Origin of the sequence: Streptomyces sp. NBC_00569 (assembly GCF_036345255.1) — a bacterium.
Lineage (GTDB): Bacteria > Actinomycetota > Actinomycetes > Streptomycetales > Streptomycetaceae > Streptomyces.
This window is the reverse complement of sequence record NZ_CP107783.1, coordinates 5,498,415-5,514,941: the sequence shown is the minus strand read 5'-3', so window position 1 is coordinate 5,514,941 and position 16,527 is coordinate 5,498,415. Positions and strand designations below refer to the sequence as shown.

Sequence of the window (16,527 nt, the reverse complement as noted above, 5' to 3'; positions counted from 1 at the left end):
AGTTGTCATGGCAGCGAAGAGCGGTCCCGCGCCCCGGGGCCTCACCGACGAAGAGCTCCACCTGCTGCTCGACCGGGGCCGGTTCGGGACGCTGGCGAGCGTCCGGCGCACCGGGCACCCGCACCTGTCCACCGTGCTCTACCACTGGAGCCCCGGCGAGCGCGTCCTGCGCTTCTCCACCACGACCGACCGCCTCAAGACCCGTCAGCTGCGGAGCGACCCGCATGCCGCGCTGCATGTCAGCGGCCCCGACGTGTGGTCGTTCGCCGTCGCCGAGGGCGAGGCCGAGGTGTCGGACGTGACGGCCGCGCCCGGGGACGCCGTCGGGCGCGAACTGCTCGCCATGACAGCGGGGTTCGACGACCCCGCGCAGGAGGCGGAGTTCCTCGGCCGGCAGGTCGAGGAGGGCCGCGTGGTGATCAGGCTCCGGGTGACCCGGCTCTACGGGACGGCGCTCGACATCCCGAAGTGAGCGGACGGCTCAGGACGCCGCGGCGAACGGAAGCGGCCGGCTGTGCACGACGTCGAGGCGGGACACCGCGCGGGTCAGGACGACGTACAGCCGGTGCAGGCCGCGGCGCTCGGCCTCGGCCACGGCGGCCGGCTCGACGGCGACGACATGGTCGTACTCGAGGCCCTTGGCGACGGACGCCGCGAGAACGGTCACGCGAGCCCGCTGATCATCCGGTCCGCCCACCTCGATCCCCTTGTCCGTCAAGGCAGTGCGCAGCATCCGCACCGTCTCGTCATCGGCCGCGACGACGCCCACGGACCCCTCGTGCTCCAGCGCCTCGCGCACGGCGTCGACGGTCTCGGCGATGACGTCCTGTGTCTGACGGATCCTCACCTCGCCGTCGCGGCGCAGGGAACGGGCGGGCGGCACGTCCACGTCGAGGAGACCGAGGAGGCGGTTGGTGAGGGCGACGACGGCGCCGGGGACGCGGAACCCCGTCGTCAGGGGCGCGATCAGGGCGTCGGGCTTGCCCAGGTGGCCGAGCAGCTCACCCCAGGTGCGGGCCGCCCACGGGGTGGTGCCCTGCGCGAGGTCGCCGAGGACGGTGAGCGAACCGTACGCGGCGCGGCGCGCGATCGAACGGGCCTGCATCGGGGAGAGGTCCTGGGCCTCGTCGACGACGATGTGTCCGTAGCCGGCGGGGTGTTCGAGGAGCCCGGCGACCTCGTCCAGGAGGACGAGATCGGCCGCCGACCAGGAGGCCGAGCGGAAGGAGCGCGGGGGCTTCGCCCAGAGGATCGCCCGCTGCTCGCCGGCGTCGAGGATCCCGTCCGCCGCGGCGGCCAGCGCGCCCGCGTCGCCGAGGAGCCCGGCCACGACCTCCTCCGGCCGCACCCTGGGCCACACCGCCTCGACGTAGGCGCTCATCGGCCGGGATCTGCCGGCCTTCTGCAGCCAGAGGTTGTTCACCGGCCCCGACCTGCGTTCGGCCTGCTCCTGGAGGTGCCGCACGGCCCGGCTGCGCACGCGCTCCCGCCCGACCGCGTACGGCGGTTCCTCCTCCCGCACACCCGCCACGATCCGCGCGAGCACACCGGCCGGCACGCGCCAGCGGTACGAACCGTCGGGGACGGCGAGCGAGTCGGTGACGGCCTCGGGGCGCACCCGGGAGTACAGGGCGCGGCGCAGGACCTCGGCCATGCGGGCGTCGTGCTTCACGGCGGCCGCGGCCTCCGCGTCCTCGTACGTCCGCGCCCTGGCCACCGCCGTACTGCTCTCCTCCACGAGGATCTCCTCGATGGTGGACTGCCGCACGCCGCTCTCGCCGTGCGGGCAGCACCTCGGAGATGTAGGTGAGGAAGGTGCGGTTGGGTCCGAGGATGAGGAGTCCGCCGCGCTGGACGCGCTGGGGGTGGGTGTAGAGGAGGTACGCGGCCCGGTGCAGGCCGACCGCGGTCTTGCCGGTGCCGGGGGCTCCCTGCACACAGACGGAGGTGGCGAGGTCGGCGCGGACGAGGTCGTCCTGGTCGGGCTGGATGGTGGCGGCGATGTCGCGCATGGGGCCGACACGGGGGCGCTCGATCTCGCGGGCGACGATACGGCTGCCCTCACCGGAGGCCGCGGCGGGAGCGGACCCGGCCCCTTCTGCGGGCCCGCCGTCCACCGTGAGCCACTCGTCCTCCAGGCCGGTCAGATCGGCGGAGTCGCCCTTGCTCGCGGGAGCCCATCCGAAGCGGCGCCGGACCGCGACGCCTTGTGGATCCTGGGGCCCGGCCTGGTAGAAGGCGCGCGAGACGGGGGCGCGCCAGTCGACGACGAGGGGCGGGGCGGCCGGGTGCTCGACCACGCGCCGCCGTCCCACGTGGTAGCTCTGCCCGGCGTGGTCGCCGGCACCGTCCGCGAAGTCGAGGCGCCCGAAGAAGAGCGGCACCTCGGGCAGTTCGTGCAGCTCCTTGGCCTTGCTGCGCAGCTGGTATCCGAGCACTTCGGCGTCGGCTCCCGAGGCGGAGGCGTTCTCGCCGATGACGACCTGTTCGTCGGCGCCCTCGATCATCGCGGCGAGGGCGGCGCGGCAGAGGTCGTGGTGGTGGCGTTCCTGGACGAGGGCACGGAGATCGGCGGAATCGGTCACCGAACGAGAATAACGTAACCGAGTAACATTTTTTACTAAACCTCAAAACGCCTGAGCGCGCCGAGCCCACCCTCCAGCTGCCGGAACCCCAGCTCAGCGGCCTCCACGGCATCCGGCCACACCTCGTCGGCACTCTCCCCCGCCGCGATCCGCCGCCAGTTCTCCATGGCGAGAACCCGCTGTACGGCAAAGATCTGCCCGGCCGCGAGCGCCGCACCGACCCCCTCACCGAGCGCGCCGGCCAGGATCTTCTCCGACCGCTCCTGATAGCCGTAGGCCCGCGCGACCAGTGAAGGGGTGCCGTAGAGCAGTCGGTGAAAGGCGAGCACCGCGGGGTGGTCGTTCAGCCCGGTCACCGGGTCGCGCCGCTCGAGCCCGTCGAGGAAGTGCGCCCGCAGCGCGGCGAGCGGCGTCACGTCCTCGCTCCGCCCGGCGACGACGCGTGCGGCCTCGTCCTCATGATCGGCGAACCGGTGCAGGACCAGGTCCTCCTTGGTGGGGAAGTACCGGAACAGGGTCGGCTTGGAGATCTCGACGGCGGCCGCGACCTCGGCGACGGACACCTTGTCGAACCCCTTCTCCAGAAACAGCCCGATGGCCGCCTCGGAGATCGCCTGATACATCCGCCGCTTCTTCCGCTCACGGAGGCCCATCCCGCCGGTGTCGCCACTCATGGGCGAAAGCGTACGCAGGGCGGTCGTGCCCGCTTACCGCGCGAGCCTCCACGCCTCAACGCGTGGGCGGTCCCTGGCGGCGCCAGGGCGGGACGGCAGCAAGCGCCCACAGGTCGTTGAAGTGCTTGGTCCACATCACCACGCCTTCCGCGCCGTCCGCGCCCTCCCGCAGCGACCACACGGACAAGTCCGTCTGGAAGCCCTTCGGGTCGTAGTACCGCTCTCCTCGCCAGCGCATCGTGACCGACACGTCATAGAGGCCGTGCAGCACGAGTGACTCATTGAAGATGCAGATCTTGTCCCTGGGGACCCCGTGGTAAAGCCGGTACTCACAGGTAACTCTTACGCCTCTGAACTGGTCGAACTCCTCTATTTTCGCCTGGAGTTGATCGTCGTACTCCTGGCAGAGATCTGCCAGGCGGTCCCTGAAACCGGGATCGTCGACCGGCTCCCCGCCAGGCCCCACGCGAGACGGCAGGGCCATCGGCCGGCCGAAGTCCGGCACCAGCATCCGTATGGACACGTCTCTGGCCTGGCCGTTGCCGTCCAGCAACAGATTCAGCCGTTCATAGACGGCCTCCTTCAAGGTCTCCCCGGTGTAGCCGAGGAAGCAGATGTCGACCTTCCGCGCACCGAAGGCTTCACGCACGTATTCGGGAAGGTCGCTGGACCGCACGCGACTGCGGGCAGGCGCCCTCTCGACGGATGCGGCCAGGTCCTTCACCGCGTCGTACAAGACGTATCCCACGAGGCTGAGGAGCGCTCCACCGACGAAGGTCCGGCCCTGCAGAGCGTCTCCCACCGGTTTGACGAACTCGGCGACCATCCCGGTGACAAAGATCCCGAGCAACATGCCCCGGACCGCCACGCTCTCGAACCGCGCCAGCCTTCAACCACGCGACCACACCCCGGCCGCCGACTCCCCCGTTACGTGCCACGCGTCCCCCTTTACGCATCCCGTGCCGCCCATGGTCACCACCCCCGGGTGAAGGAGCAAGACAGACGGCGACCTCGGCAGCCCCAGCACACGGGGCTCGTGCAGGCGGCCAGTCTCAGCGGCCGGTGAGCCAGCGAGCCAGTACTTCGGCGATCCGGGCAACGGAGGGGACGGACTCCAAGCCCAGGGGGACTGCCGCCGCGGACACGATGCCCCGCAGCTTGACGGCCGTCAGCCAGAGCAGCGACCCGTCCCGGGCCGGGGAGGCGCTGAGCTTCGTCGCGGACCTGATCACATCCGTGTACACCGACTGCGCCCTCTTGAAGTCGATCAGGAGCGGAAGGTCCTTCTCCCAGCCCTGGGAACTTCCCGCCCTGACGTCCTCGACGCTTTGGCGCCATGAGGTGACGACACCGGACGCCTGCGGTTCCGGATATCGCATGAGATACAGATGCGTTGCCAGGTCATACAAGGGATCACCGAACATCGCCAGTTCCCAGTCGATCGCCCAGAGCCGGGACGACGGGTCCACGATCAGGTTCTCGCGGTGGAGATCGGCGTGCAGGAGACAGAAGGGACGCTCCACCAGCCCCAGAACGTGCTTCCGCAGGCGTGTGAAAGCGTCACCGTTCAGACCCAGATGGCCGAAGAGCCCGCCGAACCGCTCCAGGTTCTTTTCGTATACCTGCTTTTCGGCGAACCTGATCAACCGCTCCAGAAACTCCGCGGAGTCCCCCTCCGGCGCCTGATCCTCTTTTGTGCATTTTCTGGCGATGGAGAGCGAATCGGGTCGCACCTCGGCCATTTCCCGAAACAGCGAGCCCAGCTGACCGATCAGGTCGGAGGGAGCGGGCTCGCCCCTTTTCTCGAGGGATCCGAGCGTGCTGCCCTCGATGAACTGCTGCAGCTTGGCACCTTCGACCTCGACCACCTCAGGAATACGCGAGATGCGCCCCGACAGGGCACTGAGCAGTGCTTCTTCAGATTCGAAGCACCGGCGGTCGAACCAGAAGAGGCCGCTGCGGGGATCCCGGCACTTCCACCGACCGGTCCGGGGCAGATCTCCCGCACACAGAAAGGGGAGGACATATGTTTCATGGTGGTAACCCTTGAGCGGCCCTTCGATTGACTGTTCGCCACCACTCAATGCGACAGCCCGTCGCCAGGCTGTCGTGGTCGGGTCCGTTGCCATCGCCATTCTTTCGCCAGGAGTAGCACCAGCGTTATTGAAGAGGAGGCGTACGGTACTCCGCCGGGCGGCAGCATCCCAGAACCCACTCAGGTACCGCTCGCACCGCCCGGGTGAGCCGTACGTGGCAGACTGACCGAATGAGGACCCGGCAGAACTCCGCGGGCCGGACCGACGGCCGCCAGAAGAGCCTGCACGGCCTGCTCACGGCAGCGCAAGCGGTGCTCTTCGACTTCGACGGCCCTGTCTGCGGCCTCTTCGCCAGGAACCCGACGGCACCGGCCGCCAAGGAGATCCAGGATCTGGTCCGTGCGGACTGGGGCGAACTGCCGCCCTCCGTCGAGCAGTCACAGGACTCGCACGGCATCCTGCGCGCGCTTCGCCAGGACATGTTCGAGGAAGCTTCCCCGGCCGGCCGGCGCCTGGAGACGCTCCAGCGGGCGGAGGACGTGGTGACGCAGTACGAGTGGCTCGCCATCCAGGATGCCGACCTCGAACCGCACGTCGAGGAACTCCTGGGCCATCTGTCCCACTTGGGCAAACGCATGGCCGTCGTGAGCAACAACGCCGAGGAACCCATCCGGAAATACCTCGACGCGAACGGCCTGCTTCGCCACTTCGAGGCAGTCATCGGCCGCGACCACGACGAGCTGCGGAACATGAAGCCGAACCCGTACGGCGTCCTGCGTGCGGTGGACTTGCTGGACCTCTCCCCGGGGTCCTGCCTGATGGTGGGCGACCAACTCAGCGACCTCCACGCCGCCGAGTCGGCGGGCGTTCCCTTCTTGGGGACCACGGACAACGATCAACGCCGCGCGGAAATGAGCGCGTTGGGAGCCGACTCGGTGGTGGCCACACTGGAGCCGGTCGCAGCATGTGCGAAGTCGCTGGCTGAACGCGCCGTACAGCGGTCTGACCAGGACTGACCGGAGCAGGGGCCTGATCCGTCACTCTTCACCGCTCGGCGATCAGGTTCCAGACGGAGTCGAACCAGGCCCCCATGCTCTCCACGAAGACGGATCCGCGGGAGTTGGGATCGCCGTCCCTCACGTAGTGCGTGAGCGTCGCCCCCAGGCCCAGGACATCGAGAGCCAGTATTTCCTCGCCGCTGTCCAGCACGATGGGACGCTCGATCACTTCGTACGGACCGTGCAGCGCCTCGCCCCCGTTGAGCAGGTAGAGCTTGAAGGCCGGCGTCAGAGGGACGTGGCGGACCTGGAATTCCGCCACGGGAACAAGGCCCTCCGCCCGCAGCTGCCGAAGCTCCCGCCGGATGGACACGGTGTGCCGTCGGGTGATGCCCAGCAGACGCTCCCGCAGACGCAGACCGTCCGGATCGTCCTTGGCCTGTGGATAGGGCAGCTTGAGGGATTCGGACGGCAGCAGGATTCGGATCTCGACCTTCTCCGGGGCGATCTCGCCCGAGCGGATCCGCTCGGCCTGAACCCTGATGTGCGTGTCGAGTGACTCCGAGGTGAGCGTGTAGACGTCGAGGGTCACCTCGGGCTGCTCGAACGCTTCGCTGATGAGCGGTCCGAGCGACACGCGGCCCTCGTGGGACGCCTTCGCCGTGTACGACTGGATGCGCTGGTTCTTGAGTACGCGGGACCCACTGCCCTGGCGGGACTCGATCCAGCCCTCACCGGCGAGTTCCTTGAGCGCCCGCTGCACGGTGTCCCGCGAGACGCGGAACCGGTCGGCCAGCTCACGCTGCGGCGGAATCAGACTCCCGACCGGATAGGTGCCGTCGGCCAACCGGGCGCGCAGCTCTTCGGCGACGCGCCAGGCCTCCCTGCCGCCGTCACGTCCTCGCCCACCGGCCATGAAGGGACCGTACCCCTCTCGGGCCGGTGAGCATCCCCATGCCGATCAAGCCCTTGCCAGCACGTGCTGTTGCGTGCCAATGGGGCTGACAGGTGACGGCTGAATGCCCACCTCCATGAGACGACCGCAGTCACCCCCGCTCCCGCAGCACCCTCAGCAGCGGCTCCAGGGACGACACCACCGTCTCCGCCCCCGCCTCCCTCAGTACCTTCGCCTTGCGTTCGTTGCGCGCGTAGCCGAGGAACGCGATGCCGGCCGCGGTGGCCGCCTCGAAGTCCGAGGGGGTGTCGCCGATCATCAGGGACGCTTCGGGGGTGGCGCCCAGGGCGCCGAGGGCGCGTTGTACGCAGTGCGGGTGGGGCTTGAGGAGGTGGAGGTCCTGGGTCCGGCCGTAGATGTGCGGGGCGAAGCAGCTCGTGAGACCGCGCGTGGCCAGGTAACGGGACGCCACCGCCGGGGAGTTGTTGGTCGTGACGGCCAGGTGGGCACCCAGCGCGTACCACGTCCTGATCAGCGGGTCGGCGTACTGCGTGGGCCACGCCGAGGCCACCGCCGTGAGCTCCTGCTGGGTGAGGCGCTCCTCCAGCTCCACGACCAGGTCGCTGCCGGGGCGCCGGCGGTCGACGGCGCGCAGCACGGCGTGGGGGTCAGGTTCCGCGCGCTCCTCCTCGGTGAGCAGACCGTGCAGGCCGCGTTCCTCGAGCCACCGCACCTGTTCGACGGCCACCCGCTCCGCCGAGTGCCCCGCGAAGAGCCGGCAGATCGGCCCGTCGAAGTCGAAGAGCACGAACCGCGCCCTTGTGATCAGTTCCCGAAGTGATTCCGTCGCTTCAGCCACCGGAACAGTCTGCTTCGTTGCATCAGAAGTCACTAGGAGAGTGTCAGGTCCGTGGTGATGGTTTCCCAGAGGGCGTCGAACCACTTCTGCGATTCCTCCACGAACGCCGTGTCCCGCTGCCCCGCCCGCTTCTCGAACGAGAACAGCAGCGACTCCGTGCCGAGCGTGTCGTACATGTCGAGCGTGCCGCTCTCGATCTCCTCCTCGCGCCGCGTGACCAGGTAGTACGAGAGGAGCGCCTCGTTCCCGTTGAGCAGGTAGAGCTTGACCGGCGGGGTGAAGGGCAGCGCTCGGAAGGTGACCCGTACGTCGATGCCGTGCGAGGACCGCAGCGAGCGCAGATTGTGGCGCAGAACCTGGCCCTGCGCGTTGCGCTGGTCGAGCCAGCGCTTGTGGACGAGCGCGGCGTCGCCCTCCTCCGTGGCCGACACCGGGAAGGCGAGATTGATGTCCCTGCCCGGCAGCAGGATGCGCACGTCGACCGAGTCGGGGCGTATGCGGCCCTCGTGGATGTAGCGCAGCGGCTCGCCGAGCGCCAGCATCAGGGTCTCCGCGGTGAGGCAGACGGCGTCGATCCGCACTTGCGGAGACGCGAACGCCTCGGACAGGCGCGGGGCCAGGCCGACCATCGTGCGCTGCGGCTCGTGGCGCGCCGGGGCCTGCTCGGCGATCCTCGGCGGGCTCCCCTTGCTCACGTTGCTGAGCAGGCCGTCCTCCTGGAGGGAGCGCAGGGCCTGCCGTACGGCGCCGCGTTCCACGCCGAACTCCTCGGCCAGCTCCGCCTGCGTCGGCAGCCGCTCGCCCGCGCGGAGCTCACCCGCCTTGATGCGCTCCCGCAGGACGTCGGCGATCTCCTGGGGCGAGGACCTTCTGCTGCCGTTCACTGCAACGCTCTCCTGAGTCACAACCAAACGCTACAACTAACCATCACTTGGCGGGAGTTGTTGAGGAGTTGTTTATTCACACTGACCAAGTGGGGACAACTTCATAGTAGTTGGTTACCAACTTGGAGCAAGATGGCCGAAGGAGGAACCACCATGCCCGTCCTCACCTTCTTCTCCGCGGTGTTCGTGATCACTTTCGAGCAGCTGGTCCAGTGGCGCTACGGCCCTGTCGGGATCACCGGTCTGCTGCTCCTCACGATCGGCGTCAAGGCGAAGAGCCCCACCTGCAGCTCCATCGGGGCCGTACTCCTGGCCCTGATGCTCGCCGGACCCGCGCTCTGACGCGGGTCCGCGGGTTCGCGGGCCCTCACGGTGTGAGCGTCAGGTCCGAACTGATCGTGTTCCAGAGGCTGTCGAACCACAGGTGGGACTGTTCGACGAACGTCGTCTCCCGCAGCCCCCGCCCCTGTTCGAACGGGAAGAGCACCGACCGCGTGCCCTGCACCCCGTACGTCTCCAGGTACTCCTGGTCGATCTGCTCGCCCCGCCTGGTCAGTGTGTAGTACGCGAACAGCGCCTCGCTGCCGTTGAGCAGATAGAGCTTGATCGGTGGCGTGAACGGCAGCGCCCTGAACGTGATGCGGGCGTCGATCCCGTGCGTGGAGCGCAGGGCCAGGAGGTGGTGGCGCAGAACCTGCCCCTGCGCGTTGCGCTGCGCCAGCCAGTTCCGCTTGAGCCGGGCGTCCGTCGCGCCCACCCGCGTCGGGAACGCGAGGTCGATGTCGCGGCTCGGCAGCAGGATGCGGACGTCGACCTTGGCCGGATTCGAACGGCCGGCGTGGATCTCGCGGAGCGGCTCGCCCATCGCGAGCGTCAGCGAGACCGCGGTCAGGCACAGGGCGTCGATCTGGACGTGCCGGGCGCCGAACGCGGCGGTGACCCGCGGGCCGAGCCCCACCATCGTGGGCTGGGGCGACGCCCCGGGGCCGGCGAGGGCGGGACCCGTGTGCTGCGCGACGGTGGCCGGGGTCCCCCTGGACACATCGGCGAGCAGGCGTTCCGAGCGCAGGATGCTCAGGGCCTGGCGCACAGCGGCGCGCTCCACGCCGAACTCGTCGGCGAGACGGGCCTGGGTCGGAAGACGCTCGCCCGGCCGCAGCCGGCCCGCCCTGATCCGGGCGCGCAGCTCGTCGGCCACCTGGCGATACGTCGCCGGTGGCTCCCGGCGGCCGCCGGCCGCGGCATGTTCCGGACCCACGAACAAACCCTACAACTTCCCGCCATCTTTGGGGAGTTGAGGGAATGGTGGTTATGAGTCGGCGCTAGGCGGAGATAAGTTCAGTGGAGTTGGTTGCCAACTTGAGCCACATGGTCAGACATCCTCAATGGTTGGCCCGGTTGGTCATCGCTCCCGAACTGAAGGGGGACCAGACATGCCGTTCATCGCCATCGCCGTTGCAGCCCTCGCCATCGGGTTCGAGCAGCTGATCCAGTGGAAGTACGGGCCGATGGGCATCATCGCGTTCGTCGCGCTCTCCATCGGACTCAAGGCCAGGAACAACCTCATCAGCGGCATCGGGGCCGTGATCCTCGTGATGCTGCTGGCCCAGAGCGGCTGACCGGGCTCCCTTCCGGAGGGGAGCCGGGAGCCCGGTCACGCCACGGCGTCACAGCGCGCCGGAGCACCACAGCACGCCGGCACCACAGCACGGTTCGGAAGACGCACGCCGGCACATCTCGGCGCGTGCGCCTCAGAAGATGTCCGGGCACCACGGGCGCCCGGACGTACGCAGCAGGGCGTCGGCAAAGGCGGCGGCGCCCGCCCTCTCCTCCCTGACGCGGCCGAGCGCGGCGAGCCGCACCGCGGACTCGTCGCCCAGCCACAGCGTCCCCAACTCGCTCACGTCCAGCGTGAGTCCGGGTTCCTCCGAGGTCGGTGCGCACACCGCACCCCCGGGCTCCGCGTCCAGCCGGTAGCGGCCCCCGGAGAGGCCGGCCGCGTCGCCGACCTCGAGGACCAGCGATCCCGTCCCCGCGTACGTACGCGCCTCCAGGGCCCGTACGACATCCAGGATCCGCACCCACAGCCAGTCCGCGTGCGTGACGACGCGGGCCGCGCGCGGGTCGGGCAGCAGATGCGGCAGCAGGTCGTCCGGGGCCCGGTGTCCCGTGCGGACGGTCGCGATCCAGTCGACGGAACAGACGTAGTGCCACAGCGCGCGCTCGGCGGCCGGTGTGACGGCGATCAGGTCGCGCACGGTCGCCGTGTTGTGCGGCTGCTTGGTGTCGCCCCAGTTGTCGTCGACGGTGTAGACGATCAACCCCTCGGCCTCGCCGTCCGGCGCGCGGTAGACCGCGTAGAACGGCTCCTTCCAGGGCTCTTCCGGGGTTTCGAGGAGTCCGGTGTTGCGGCGCCACCAGAACCCGTCACGGTCCACGACTCCCGGCCGGCTCGCGCGCAGCCGCTCGTGCAGCTCCGGGCCCGTCTTGCGGACGTCCTCGCCGTCGACGAGATCGATACGGCCCCCGTCGTCCGGGACCGGCCGGCGCGGGTCGAGCCCGGCACGCGGCACGTCCACCGCCCACTCGGTGAGCGACGTGGCGGGCCCGAAGCCGAACCGGCCGTAGATCGGGTACTCGGCGGCGATGAGCGTCGCGACGACGTCACCGCGGTCCTTCGCCTCGGCGAGGTCACCCGCCATCATCCGGCTCAGGAGGCCGCGCCGGCGATGCGTGGCGCTGACCGTGACGTTCGAGATCGCGTCGGCGGGGACGGCCGCGCCGCCCGGCACGGTGAGCTCCTGCGGGAACGAGCGGAAGGTGGCGACGCAGCGCCCGCCGTCGAACGCGCCCAGGATCCGTGAGCCGCGCGCCTGTTCCCTGCGTTTGCCGAGGGTCTCCCGCGAGTCGGGGGTGCTCCGCAGGAAGCCGGTGTTCAGCGCGCGGGACCAGTCGGCAAACTCGTCATCCGTGATGGGCCGTACGTCGATGTCGTCGCGGGTCATCCCGTCACGCTAGGCGGGAGGCGCGGGGCGGGGCCACCTGATTACCGCGCCGCCCGGCCCCCGTGGCGACAGTCCTAGAAGACCGCGCGGATCTCCCCCACGACGCCCCCGCCGCCGTGCAGCGGTGCCTCGCCGATGCGGGCCACGATCTCGCCGTCCACGCCCAGCATCCGCAGCGCGCGGGCCAGGACCGGGCCGAGCGCGCGCGTCGCGCCGTCGTCGATCTTGAAGGCGAGCGCCCTTCCGTCCGGGAGCGCCACGGCCTGGACCGCCTCCGCGCCCATCTTCGACAGGACGCCGGGCACCTCGCGCATCAGCCAGGTGTCGGGGCGGCGCGTACCGGCGACGTACTCGGGGTGCGTGCGCATCGCGTCGGCGACCCGGCGCTCCGCCGAGCCCTCGGGGGCGAGCACGAAGTGGCGGAAGGCGCGGGCGAGGCCGGTGAGGCTGATCGCCATCAGGGGCGCCCCGCAGCCGTCCGTACCGACCGCGGCGACGGGCTCGCCCGCGGCCTCCTCCACGACCTCGTGGATGAGCTTCTGGAGCGGGTGCTCCGGGTCCAGGTAGGAGTCCTTGGGCCAGCCGTTCACGTCGCAGGCGGCCAGCATCGCCGCGTGCTTGCCGGAGCAGTTCATCGTGACCCGGTCCCGTACGGCGCCCGCCGCCAGGTACGTCTCGGTCTCGACGGGGTCGAGCGGCAGGTCGGGCGGGCACTGGAGCTCGGCCGGGGACAGCTCGTGCTCGGACAGCATCTTCTGGACGAGATCGCGGTGGAAGGTCTCACCGGAGTGGCTCGCGGCCGCGAGCGCGAGCCGCTCGCCCGACAGGTCGAGGCCCGCGCGCAGCACGCCCGCCGCCTGCATCGGCTTGTTCGACGAGCGGGGGAAGACGGGAGCGGTCACGTCCCCCAGGGCGAGCTCCACGGTCCCGTCCGCGGCGAGCACGACCAGGCTGCCTCGGTGATGGCCCTCGACGAAGCCGGAACGGACGACCTCGGCGAGGACCGGGGGTATGGCGGCGGCGGAGGAGGGGGACATCGTTGGCCTTCCGGGGCGGGTCCATGGCGGGCCATGGACAGACCCGCCCCGCAGCGGGCCACCGGGGTCACCGGTGCGGCCGCGTCACGCGAGCAGGTCGTCTACTTGTGCTTCGCCTTCACGGTACCTGCGGGCGATCTCGGCGCTGCAATCGTCGGCCGTCGACTGGAGCAGGTGGCGGCGGCGCGAGACCTGCTGCTCGTAGCGCACGAGGCGGCCCATCGCCGTGTGCAGCTCATCGTCCGTTCGGGCGTCCAGGTCGGACAGCTCGACCTCGGCGAGCATCTCGGCGGCGAGGCCCCGGTACTCCTCGCTGCGGGGCGTGCCGAGGGTGACGTGGCGGGCGGAGGAGCGGTGCCGGGCGGCCTTGTCGGTGAGGATCTCGGAGAGCCGGTCCACGACCGGCGCCTCGGGGTCCCTGCGGCGGGCGATCTCGGCCCGCAGGATGTCGATCCGGCCCTGGAGCAGCCGTCGTACGTAGCTCAGGTCGGCCTCGTCCTGCTGGGCGTCGCGGCGCAGCGTGCGCAGCTCGGGAAGGCGCAGCGCGGACAGGTCGTGCTCGGGCGCCTGTGGCAGCTCGGGGCTGCCGACCCGCTGCGTGGGCGGGCGCGCCGTGCTGAGGCGGTTCGTACCGGTGATGCGACTGGCGTGCGTCAACGAAACGGGGGCCCCTGGAGGCTGCCCGATGCTCGATGTGTGGCTCATTGCGTCCCTACCGTCCCCTCGACCGGACCGACGCGGTGCACCGCGTGGGAGCATCGTGCCACCCCGAGTGGCCGCTCTGTGCACGAGTGCCCCTAATCCGCCCCGGATGGGCGGTTCGGGAGCACGGCATGATGGTCCGTATGCGTGCAGTGGTGCAGAGGGTGGACGGCGCGAGCGTCGTCGTGGACGAGGACGGCCAGACAAAGATCGTCGGCGAGATCAAGGGCGAGGGTCTGTGTGTCCTCGTGGGGGTCACCCACGAGGACACCAAGGAGAAGGCCGCCCAACTGGCCCGCAAGCTCTGGTCCGTACGGATGCTCGCCGACGAGAAGTCGTGCAGCGACATCGACGCCCCGCTCCTGGTGATCAGCCAGTTCACGCTCTACGGGGACGCCCGTAAGGGCCGCCGCCCCACCTGGAACGCGGCGGCGCCGGGGCCGGTGGCCGAGCCGCTGGTCGACGAGGTCGTGGCGCAGCTGCGGGCCCTGGGCGCGACCGTGGCGACGGGCCGGTTCGGGGCGAAGATGCGGGTGTCCCTGACGAACGACGGCCCGTTCACGGTGCTTCTGGAGATGTAGCCACGGCGCGGCTAGGGCTCGACGACGACTTCCTGCGCGGCCGCGGTCGTGTCCACGATGAGGTCCGCGTCCACCGGCACGTTCCGCTTCACCAGGGCGAGCGCGATCGGACCGAGTTCGTGGTGGCGTACGGACGTCGTCACGAAGCCCAGCTTGCGGCTCTCGGGGCCGTCGGACGCGAGACGGACCGGGGCGCCGTGCGGGGGCAGGTGCACGTCACTGCCGTCCAGGTGCAGGAAGACGAGGCGGCGCGGGGGCTTGCCGAGGTTCTGCACGCGGGCGACGGTCTCCTGGCCGCGGTAGCAGCCCTTCTGGAGGTGGACGGCGGTGCCGATCCAGCCGAGCTCGTGCGGGATGGTGCGGTGGTCGGTCTCGAAGCCGAGGCGCGGCCGGTGGTTCTCCACGCGCAGCGCCTCGTGGGCGAGGAGCCCGATCGCGGGCCCGTTCTGCTCCGCGTACGCCTCCAGGCCGGCGCGCGGCAGGAACACGTCGCGGCCGTACGCCGTCTCGCGCACCGCGACACCGTCCGGGACCGGCGCGATCGAACCGGCCGGCAGCTGGACGAGGGCGAACTCGTCGGTGCGGTCGGCGACTTCGACCCGGTAGAAGAACTTCATCGACTCCAGGTAGGCGATCAGCGCCTCCTGCGTGCCGGGCTCGACGTGCGCCCACGTCGTGGTGCCGTCGTCGACGATGTAGAGGGCGTGCTCGATGTGGCCGTGCGCGGAGAGGACGAGCGCTTCGGTGGCCTGGCCGGCCGGGAGGTCGCTGACGTGCTGCGTGAGGAGCAGATGCAGCCAGGCGAGCCGGTCGTCGCCGGTGACGGTGATGACGCCGCGGTGGGAGAGGTCGACGAGGCCGTTGCCGTCGGCGAGGGCGCGCTGCTCGCGGAACAGGTCGCCGTAGTGCGCGGCGACGCCTTCGTCCACGCCCTCGGCGGGAACGGCGCCGGGCAGGGACAGGAGGGGGCTCTTCATGTTCACAGACACTACGACGAGCACACGGACGCGCTTATTCCTGCGGAGCCGCGGATTCCTGCGGGCTCTCCTGCTTCTTGGCGTCCTGGCCGTCCCGCTGGGAGCAGTCGGTGCAGCGGCCGAAGATCGCGAAGTGCTTGAGGTCCGTGTCGAAGCCGAAGGTGTCGCGCAGCTTCGCCGTGAACTCGGCGGCGACCTCGACGTCGGCCTCGATGACGTTCGTGCAGTCCCGGCACACCAGGTGGATGTGGTGGTGCCGGTCGGCGAGGTGGTACGTCGGCGCACCGTGCCCGAGGTGGGCATGGCTGACGAGCCCCAGCTCCTCCAGCAGCTCGAGGGTGCGGTAGACCGTCGAGATGTTGATCCCCGACGCTGTCTTGCGCACTTCGCAGAGGATGTCGTCGGGGGTCGCGTGCTCGAGGGTGTCGACGGCCTCGAGGACCAGCTGACGCTGGGGCGTCAGCCGGTAGCCGCGCTGCCGCAGGTCGCTCTTCCAGTCGGTGCTCACCACACCGCCGAGTGTAGGTCCACTTGCCGGGGACGACTTCGGGACTGCTCGAAGAACGGGAACGGGACCGGGAACGGGACCGCTCGTCGGGACTACTTGAAGAAGGCGATGCCGTCGTCGGGCAGGTCCGGAAGGTTGCGGGCCATCTCGGCCACGTCGTCCGGGGAGACGACCTTCTTCAGCTGGGCCGACATGTAGGGGCGCAGCTCGACCTCGGGGGTCTGCTTCTCGCCGACCCACATCAGGTCGCTCTTCACATAGCCGTAGAGCCGCTTGCCACCGGTGTACGGGCCCGCGGCCGCGGTGCGCGCGACGGCGTCCGTGACCAGGTCGATCTGCGGCTTCTTGTCGGCGAGCTCGCCGTACCAGACCTCGACGACGCCGTCGTCACGGACCATGACGACCTCGACCTTGCGGTCCTTGTCGATCCGCCAGTACCCGGACTCGGACTCCAGGGGCTTCACCTTGTTGCCCTCGGAGTCGAGGATCCAGGTGTGCGAGTGGTACTCGAGGAAGTCCCGCCCGTCGTGGGTGAAGGAAGCCTCTTGCCCGAAGTTCGCCTTCTCGGCGCCGGGGAAGTCGGTGACACCCGCGCCCGCCCAGTTACCGAGGAGGAACACCAGGGGGACGAGGTCGGGGTGCAGGTCGGACGGGATCTCGATCATGGTCTGCGAAGCGTCTCTCTGGTGGGGGTCAGCGCTGGCCCTGGTACAGCTTCTTCACGGTCAGCCCGGCGAACGCGAGAACGCCGACGCAGACCAGGACGAGCAGAGTGGAGAAGAAGGC

General features: G+C 69.9%; 18 protein-coding genes and 1 pseudogene. 5 read left to right on the top strand and 14 right to left on the bottom strand.

Annotated features, from left to right (window positions below; genetic code table 11):
* The first annotated feature begins 7 nt into the window (after positions 1-7).
* Positions 8-472: a PPOX class F420-dependent oxidoreductase gene (locus tag OHO83_RS24875; RefSeq protein WP_266671907.1), complete on the top strand. Its 465-nt coding sequence runs from the start codon at positions 8-10 to the stop codon at positions 470-472.
* Positions 473-481: 9 nt separating this feature from the next.
* Here OHO83_RS24875 and OHO83_RS24870 read toward each other — a convergent pair.
* From OHO83_RS24870 to OHO83_RS24855, 4 genes and pseudogenes are all read right to left on the bottom strand, one after another.
* Positions 482-2,507, bottom strand: a pseudogene (locus OHO83_RS24870) (HelD family protein).
* Positions 2,508-2,620: 113 nt separating this feature from the next.
* Entirely contained in the window at positions 2,621-3,259 is a 639-nt protein-coding gene (locus tag OHO83_RS24865) for a TetR family transcriptional regulator (RefSeq protein ID WP_266671909.1), read from the bottom strand.
* Positions 3,260-3,314: 55 nt separating this feature from the next.
* Positions 3,315-4,112, bottom strand: a complete 798-nt coding sequence (locus OHO83_RS24860; RefSeq protein ID WP_330279786.1) for a hypothetical protein — start codon at positions 4,110-4,112, stop codon at positions 3,315-3,317.
* Positions 4,113-4,311: 199 nt separating this feature from the next.
* A complete protein-coding gene (locus OHO83_RS24855; protein WP_266671912.1) occupies positions 4,312-5,388 on the bottom strand; it encodes an aminoglycoside phosphotransferase family protein in 1,077 nt (358 codons plus the stop codon).
* A gap of 137 nt (positions 5,389-5,525) precedes the next feature.
* Between OHO83_RS24855 and OHO83_RS24850 the strand changes: the two genes are divergently transcribed.
* Entirely contained in the window at positions 5,526-6,311 is a 786-nt protein-coding gene (locus OHO83_RS24850) for an HAD family hydrolase (RefSeq protein WP_266671914.1), read from the top strand.
* Positions 6,312-6,339: 28 nt separating this feature from the next.
* Here the strand turns inward: OHO83_RS24850 and OHO83_RS24845 are convergent, their stop codons facing one another.
* The 3 genes from OHO83_RS24845 to OHO83_RS24835 form a co-directional block, all read right to left on the bottom strand.
* The gene (locus tag OHO83_RS24845) at positions 6,340-7,209 is read right to left on the bottom strand and encodes a GntR family transcriptional regulator (RefSeq protein ID WP_266671916.1); all 870 of its coding nucleotides are present in this window, start codon (positions 7,207-7,209) and stop codon (positions 6,340-6,342) included.
* A gap of 130 nt (positions 7,210-7,339) precedes the next feature.
* Positions 7,340-8,131 (bottom strand): HAD family hydrolase, encoded by a 792-nt coding sequence (locus tag OHO83_RS24840; protein ID WP_266671918.1) that lies wholly within the window; start codon positions 8,129-8,131, stop codon positions 7,340-7,342.
* Complete coding sequence (locus OHO83_RS24835; RefSeq protein WP_266671920.1) at positions 8,080-8,958, bottom strand: GntR family transcriptional regulator; 879 nt, start codon at positions 8,956-8,958, stop codon at positions 8,080-8,082. The genes OHO83_RS24840 and OHO83_RS24835 overlap by 52 nt, the downstream gene beginning before the upstream one ends.
* Positions 8,959-9,084: 126 nt before the next feature.
* Between OHO83_RS24835 and OHO83_RS24830 the strand changes: the two genes are divergently transcribed.
* A complete protein-coding gene (locus tag OHO83_RS24830) occupies positions 9,085-9,273 on the top strand; it encodes a hypothetical protein (RefSeq protein ID WP_116512283.1) in 189 nt (62 codons plus the stop codon).
* Positions 9,274-9,298: 25 nt separating this feature from the next.
* Here the strand turns inward: OHO83_RS24830 and OHO83_RS24825 are convergent, their stop codons facing one another.
* Positions 9,299-10,195 (bottom strand): winged helix-turn-helix domain-containing protein, encoded by an 897-nt coding sequence (locus OHO83_RS24825; protein WP_266671923.1) that lies wholly within the window; start codon positions 10,193-10,195, stop codon positions 9,299-9,301.
* Positions 10,196-10,364: 169 nt separating this feature from the next.
* Here OHO83_RS24825 and OHO83_RS24820 point away from each other — a divergent pair, with 169 nt between their 5' ends.
* The gene (locus OHO83_RS24820; RefSeq protein WP_266671925.1) at positions 10,365-10,550 is read left to right on the top strand and encodes a hypothetical protein; all 186 of its coding nucleotides are present in this window, start codon (positions 10,365-10,367) and stop codon (positions 10,548-10,550) included.
* A gap of 132 nt (positions 10,551-10,682) precedes the next feature.
* Here the strand turns inward: OHO83_RS24820 and OHO83_RS24815 are convergent, their stop codons facing one another.
* The 3 genes from OHO83_RS24815 to OHO83_RS24805 all read right to left on the bottom strand — a co-directional run bounded on the left by OHO83_RS24815 (position 10,683) and on the right by OHO83_RS24805 (position 13,678).
* Complete coding sequence (locus tag OHO83_RS24815; protein ID WP_266671927.1) at positions 10,683-11,936, bottom strand: GNAT family N-acetyltransferase; 1,254 nt, start codon at positions 11,934-11,936, stop codon at positions 10,683-10,685.
* A gap of 74 nt (positions 11,937-12,010) precedes the next feature.
* Positions 12,011-12,973, bottom strand: a complete 963-nt coding sequence (locus tag OHO83_RS24810; protein WP_266671929.1) for an asparaginase — start codon at positions 12,971-12,973, stop codon at positions 12,011-12,013.
* 84 nt (positions 12,974-13,057) lie between these two features.
* Positions 13,058-13,678, bottom strand: a complete 621-nt coding sequence (locus OHO83_RS24805; protein ID WP_266671931.1) for an RsiG family protein — start codon at positions 13,676-13,678, stop codon at positions 13,058-13,060.
* A 140-nt stretch (positions 13,679-13,818) separates the two neighbouring features.
* On the opposite strand from OHO83_RS24805, the gene dtd reads away from it, so the two are divergent.
* Positions 13,819-14,256: a D-aminoacyl-tRNA deacylase gene (gene dtd, locus OHO83_RS24800; RefSeq protein ID WP_266671933.1), complete on the top strand. Its 438-nt coding sequence runs from the start codon at positions 13,819-13,821 to the stop codon at positions 14,254-14,256.
* Positions 14,257-14,267: 11 nt separating this feature from the next.
* On the opposite strand, the gene ygfZ is transcribed toward dtd, so the two are convergent.
* From ygfZ to OHO83_RS24785, 3 genes are all read right to left on the bottom strand, one after another.
* Positions 14,268-15,233 (bottom strand): CAF17-like 4Fe-4S cluster assembly/insertion protein YgfZ, encoded by a 966-nt coding sequence (gene ygfZ / locus OHO83_RS24795; protein WP_266671935.1) that lies wholly within the window; start codon positions 15,231-15,233, stop codon positions 14,268-14,270.
* A 34-nt stretch (positions 15,234-15,267) separates the two neighbouring features.
* Complete coding sequence (locus OHO83_RS24790; RefSeq protein ID WP_266671958.1) at positions 15,268-15,744, bottom strand: Fur family transcriptional regulator; 477 nt, start codon at positions 15,742-15,744, stop codon at positions 15,268-15,270.
* Positions 15,745-15,833: 89 nt separating this feature from the next.
* Positions 15,834-16,406 (bottom strand): FABP family protein, encoded by a 573-nt coding sequence (locus OHO83_RS24785; RefSeq protein ID WP_266671960.1) that lies wholly within the window; start codon positions 16,404-16,406, stop codon positions 15,834-15,836.
* Positions 16,407-16,527 lie beyond the last annotated feature (121 nt).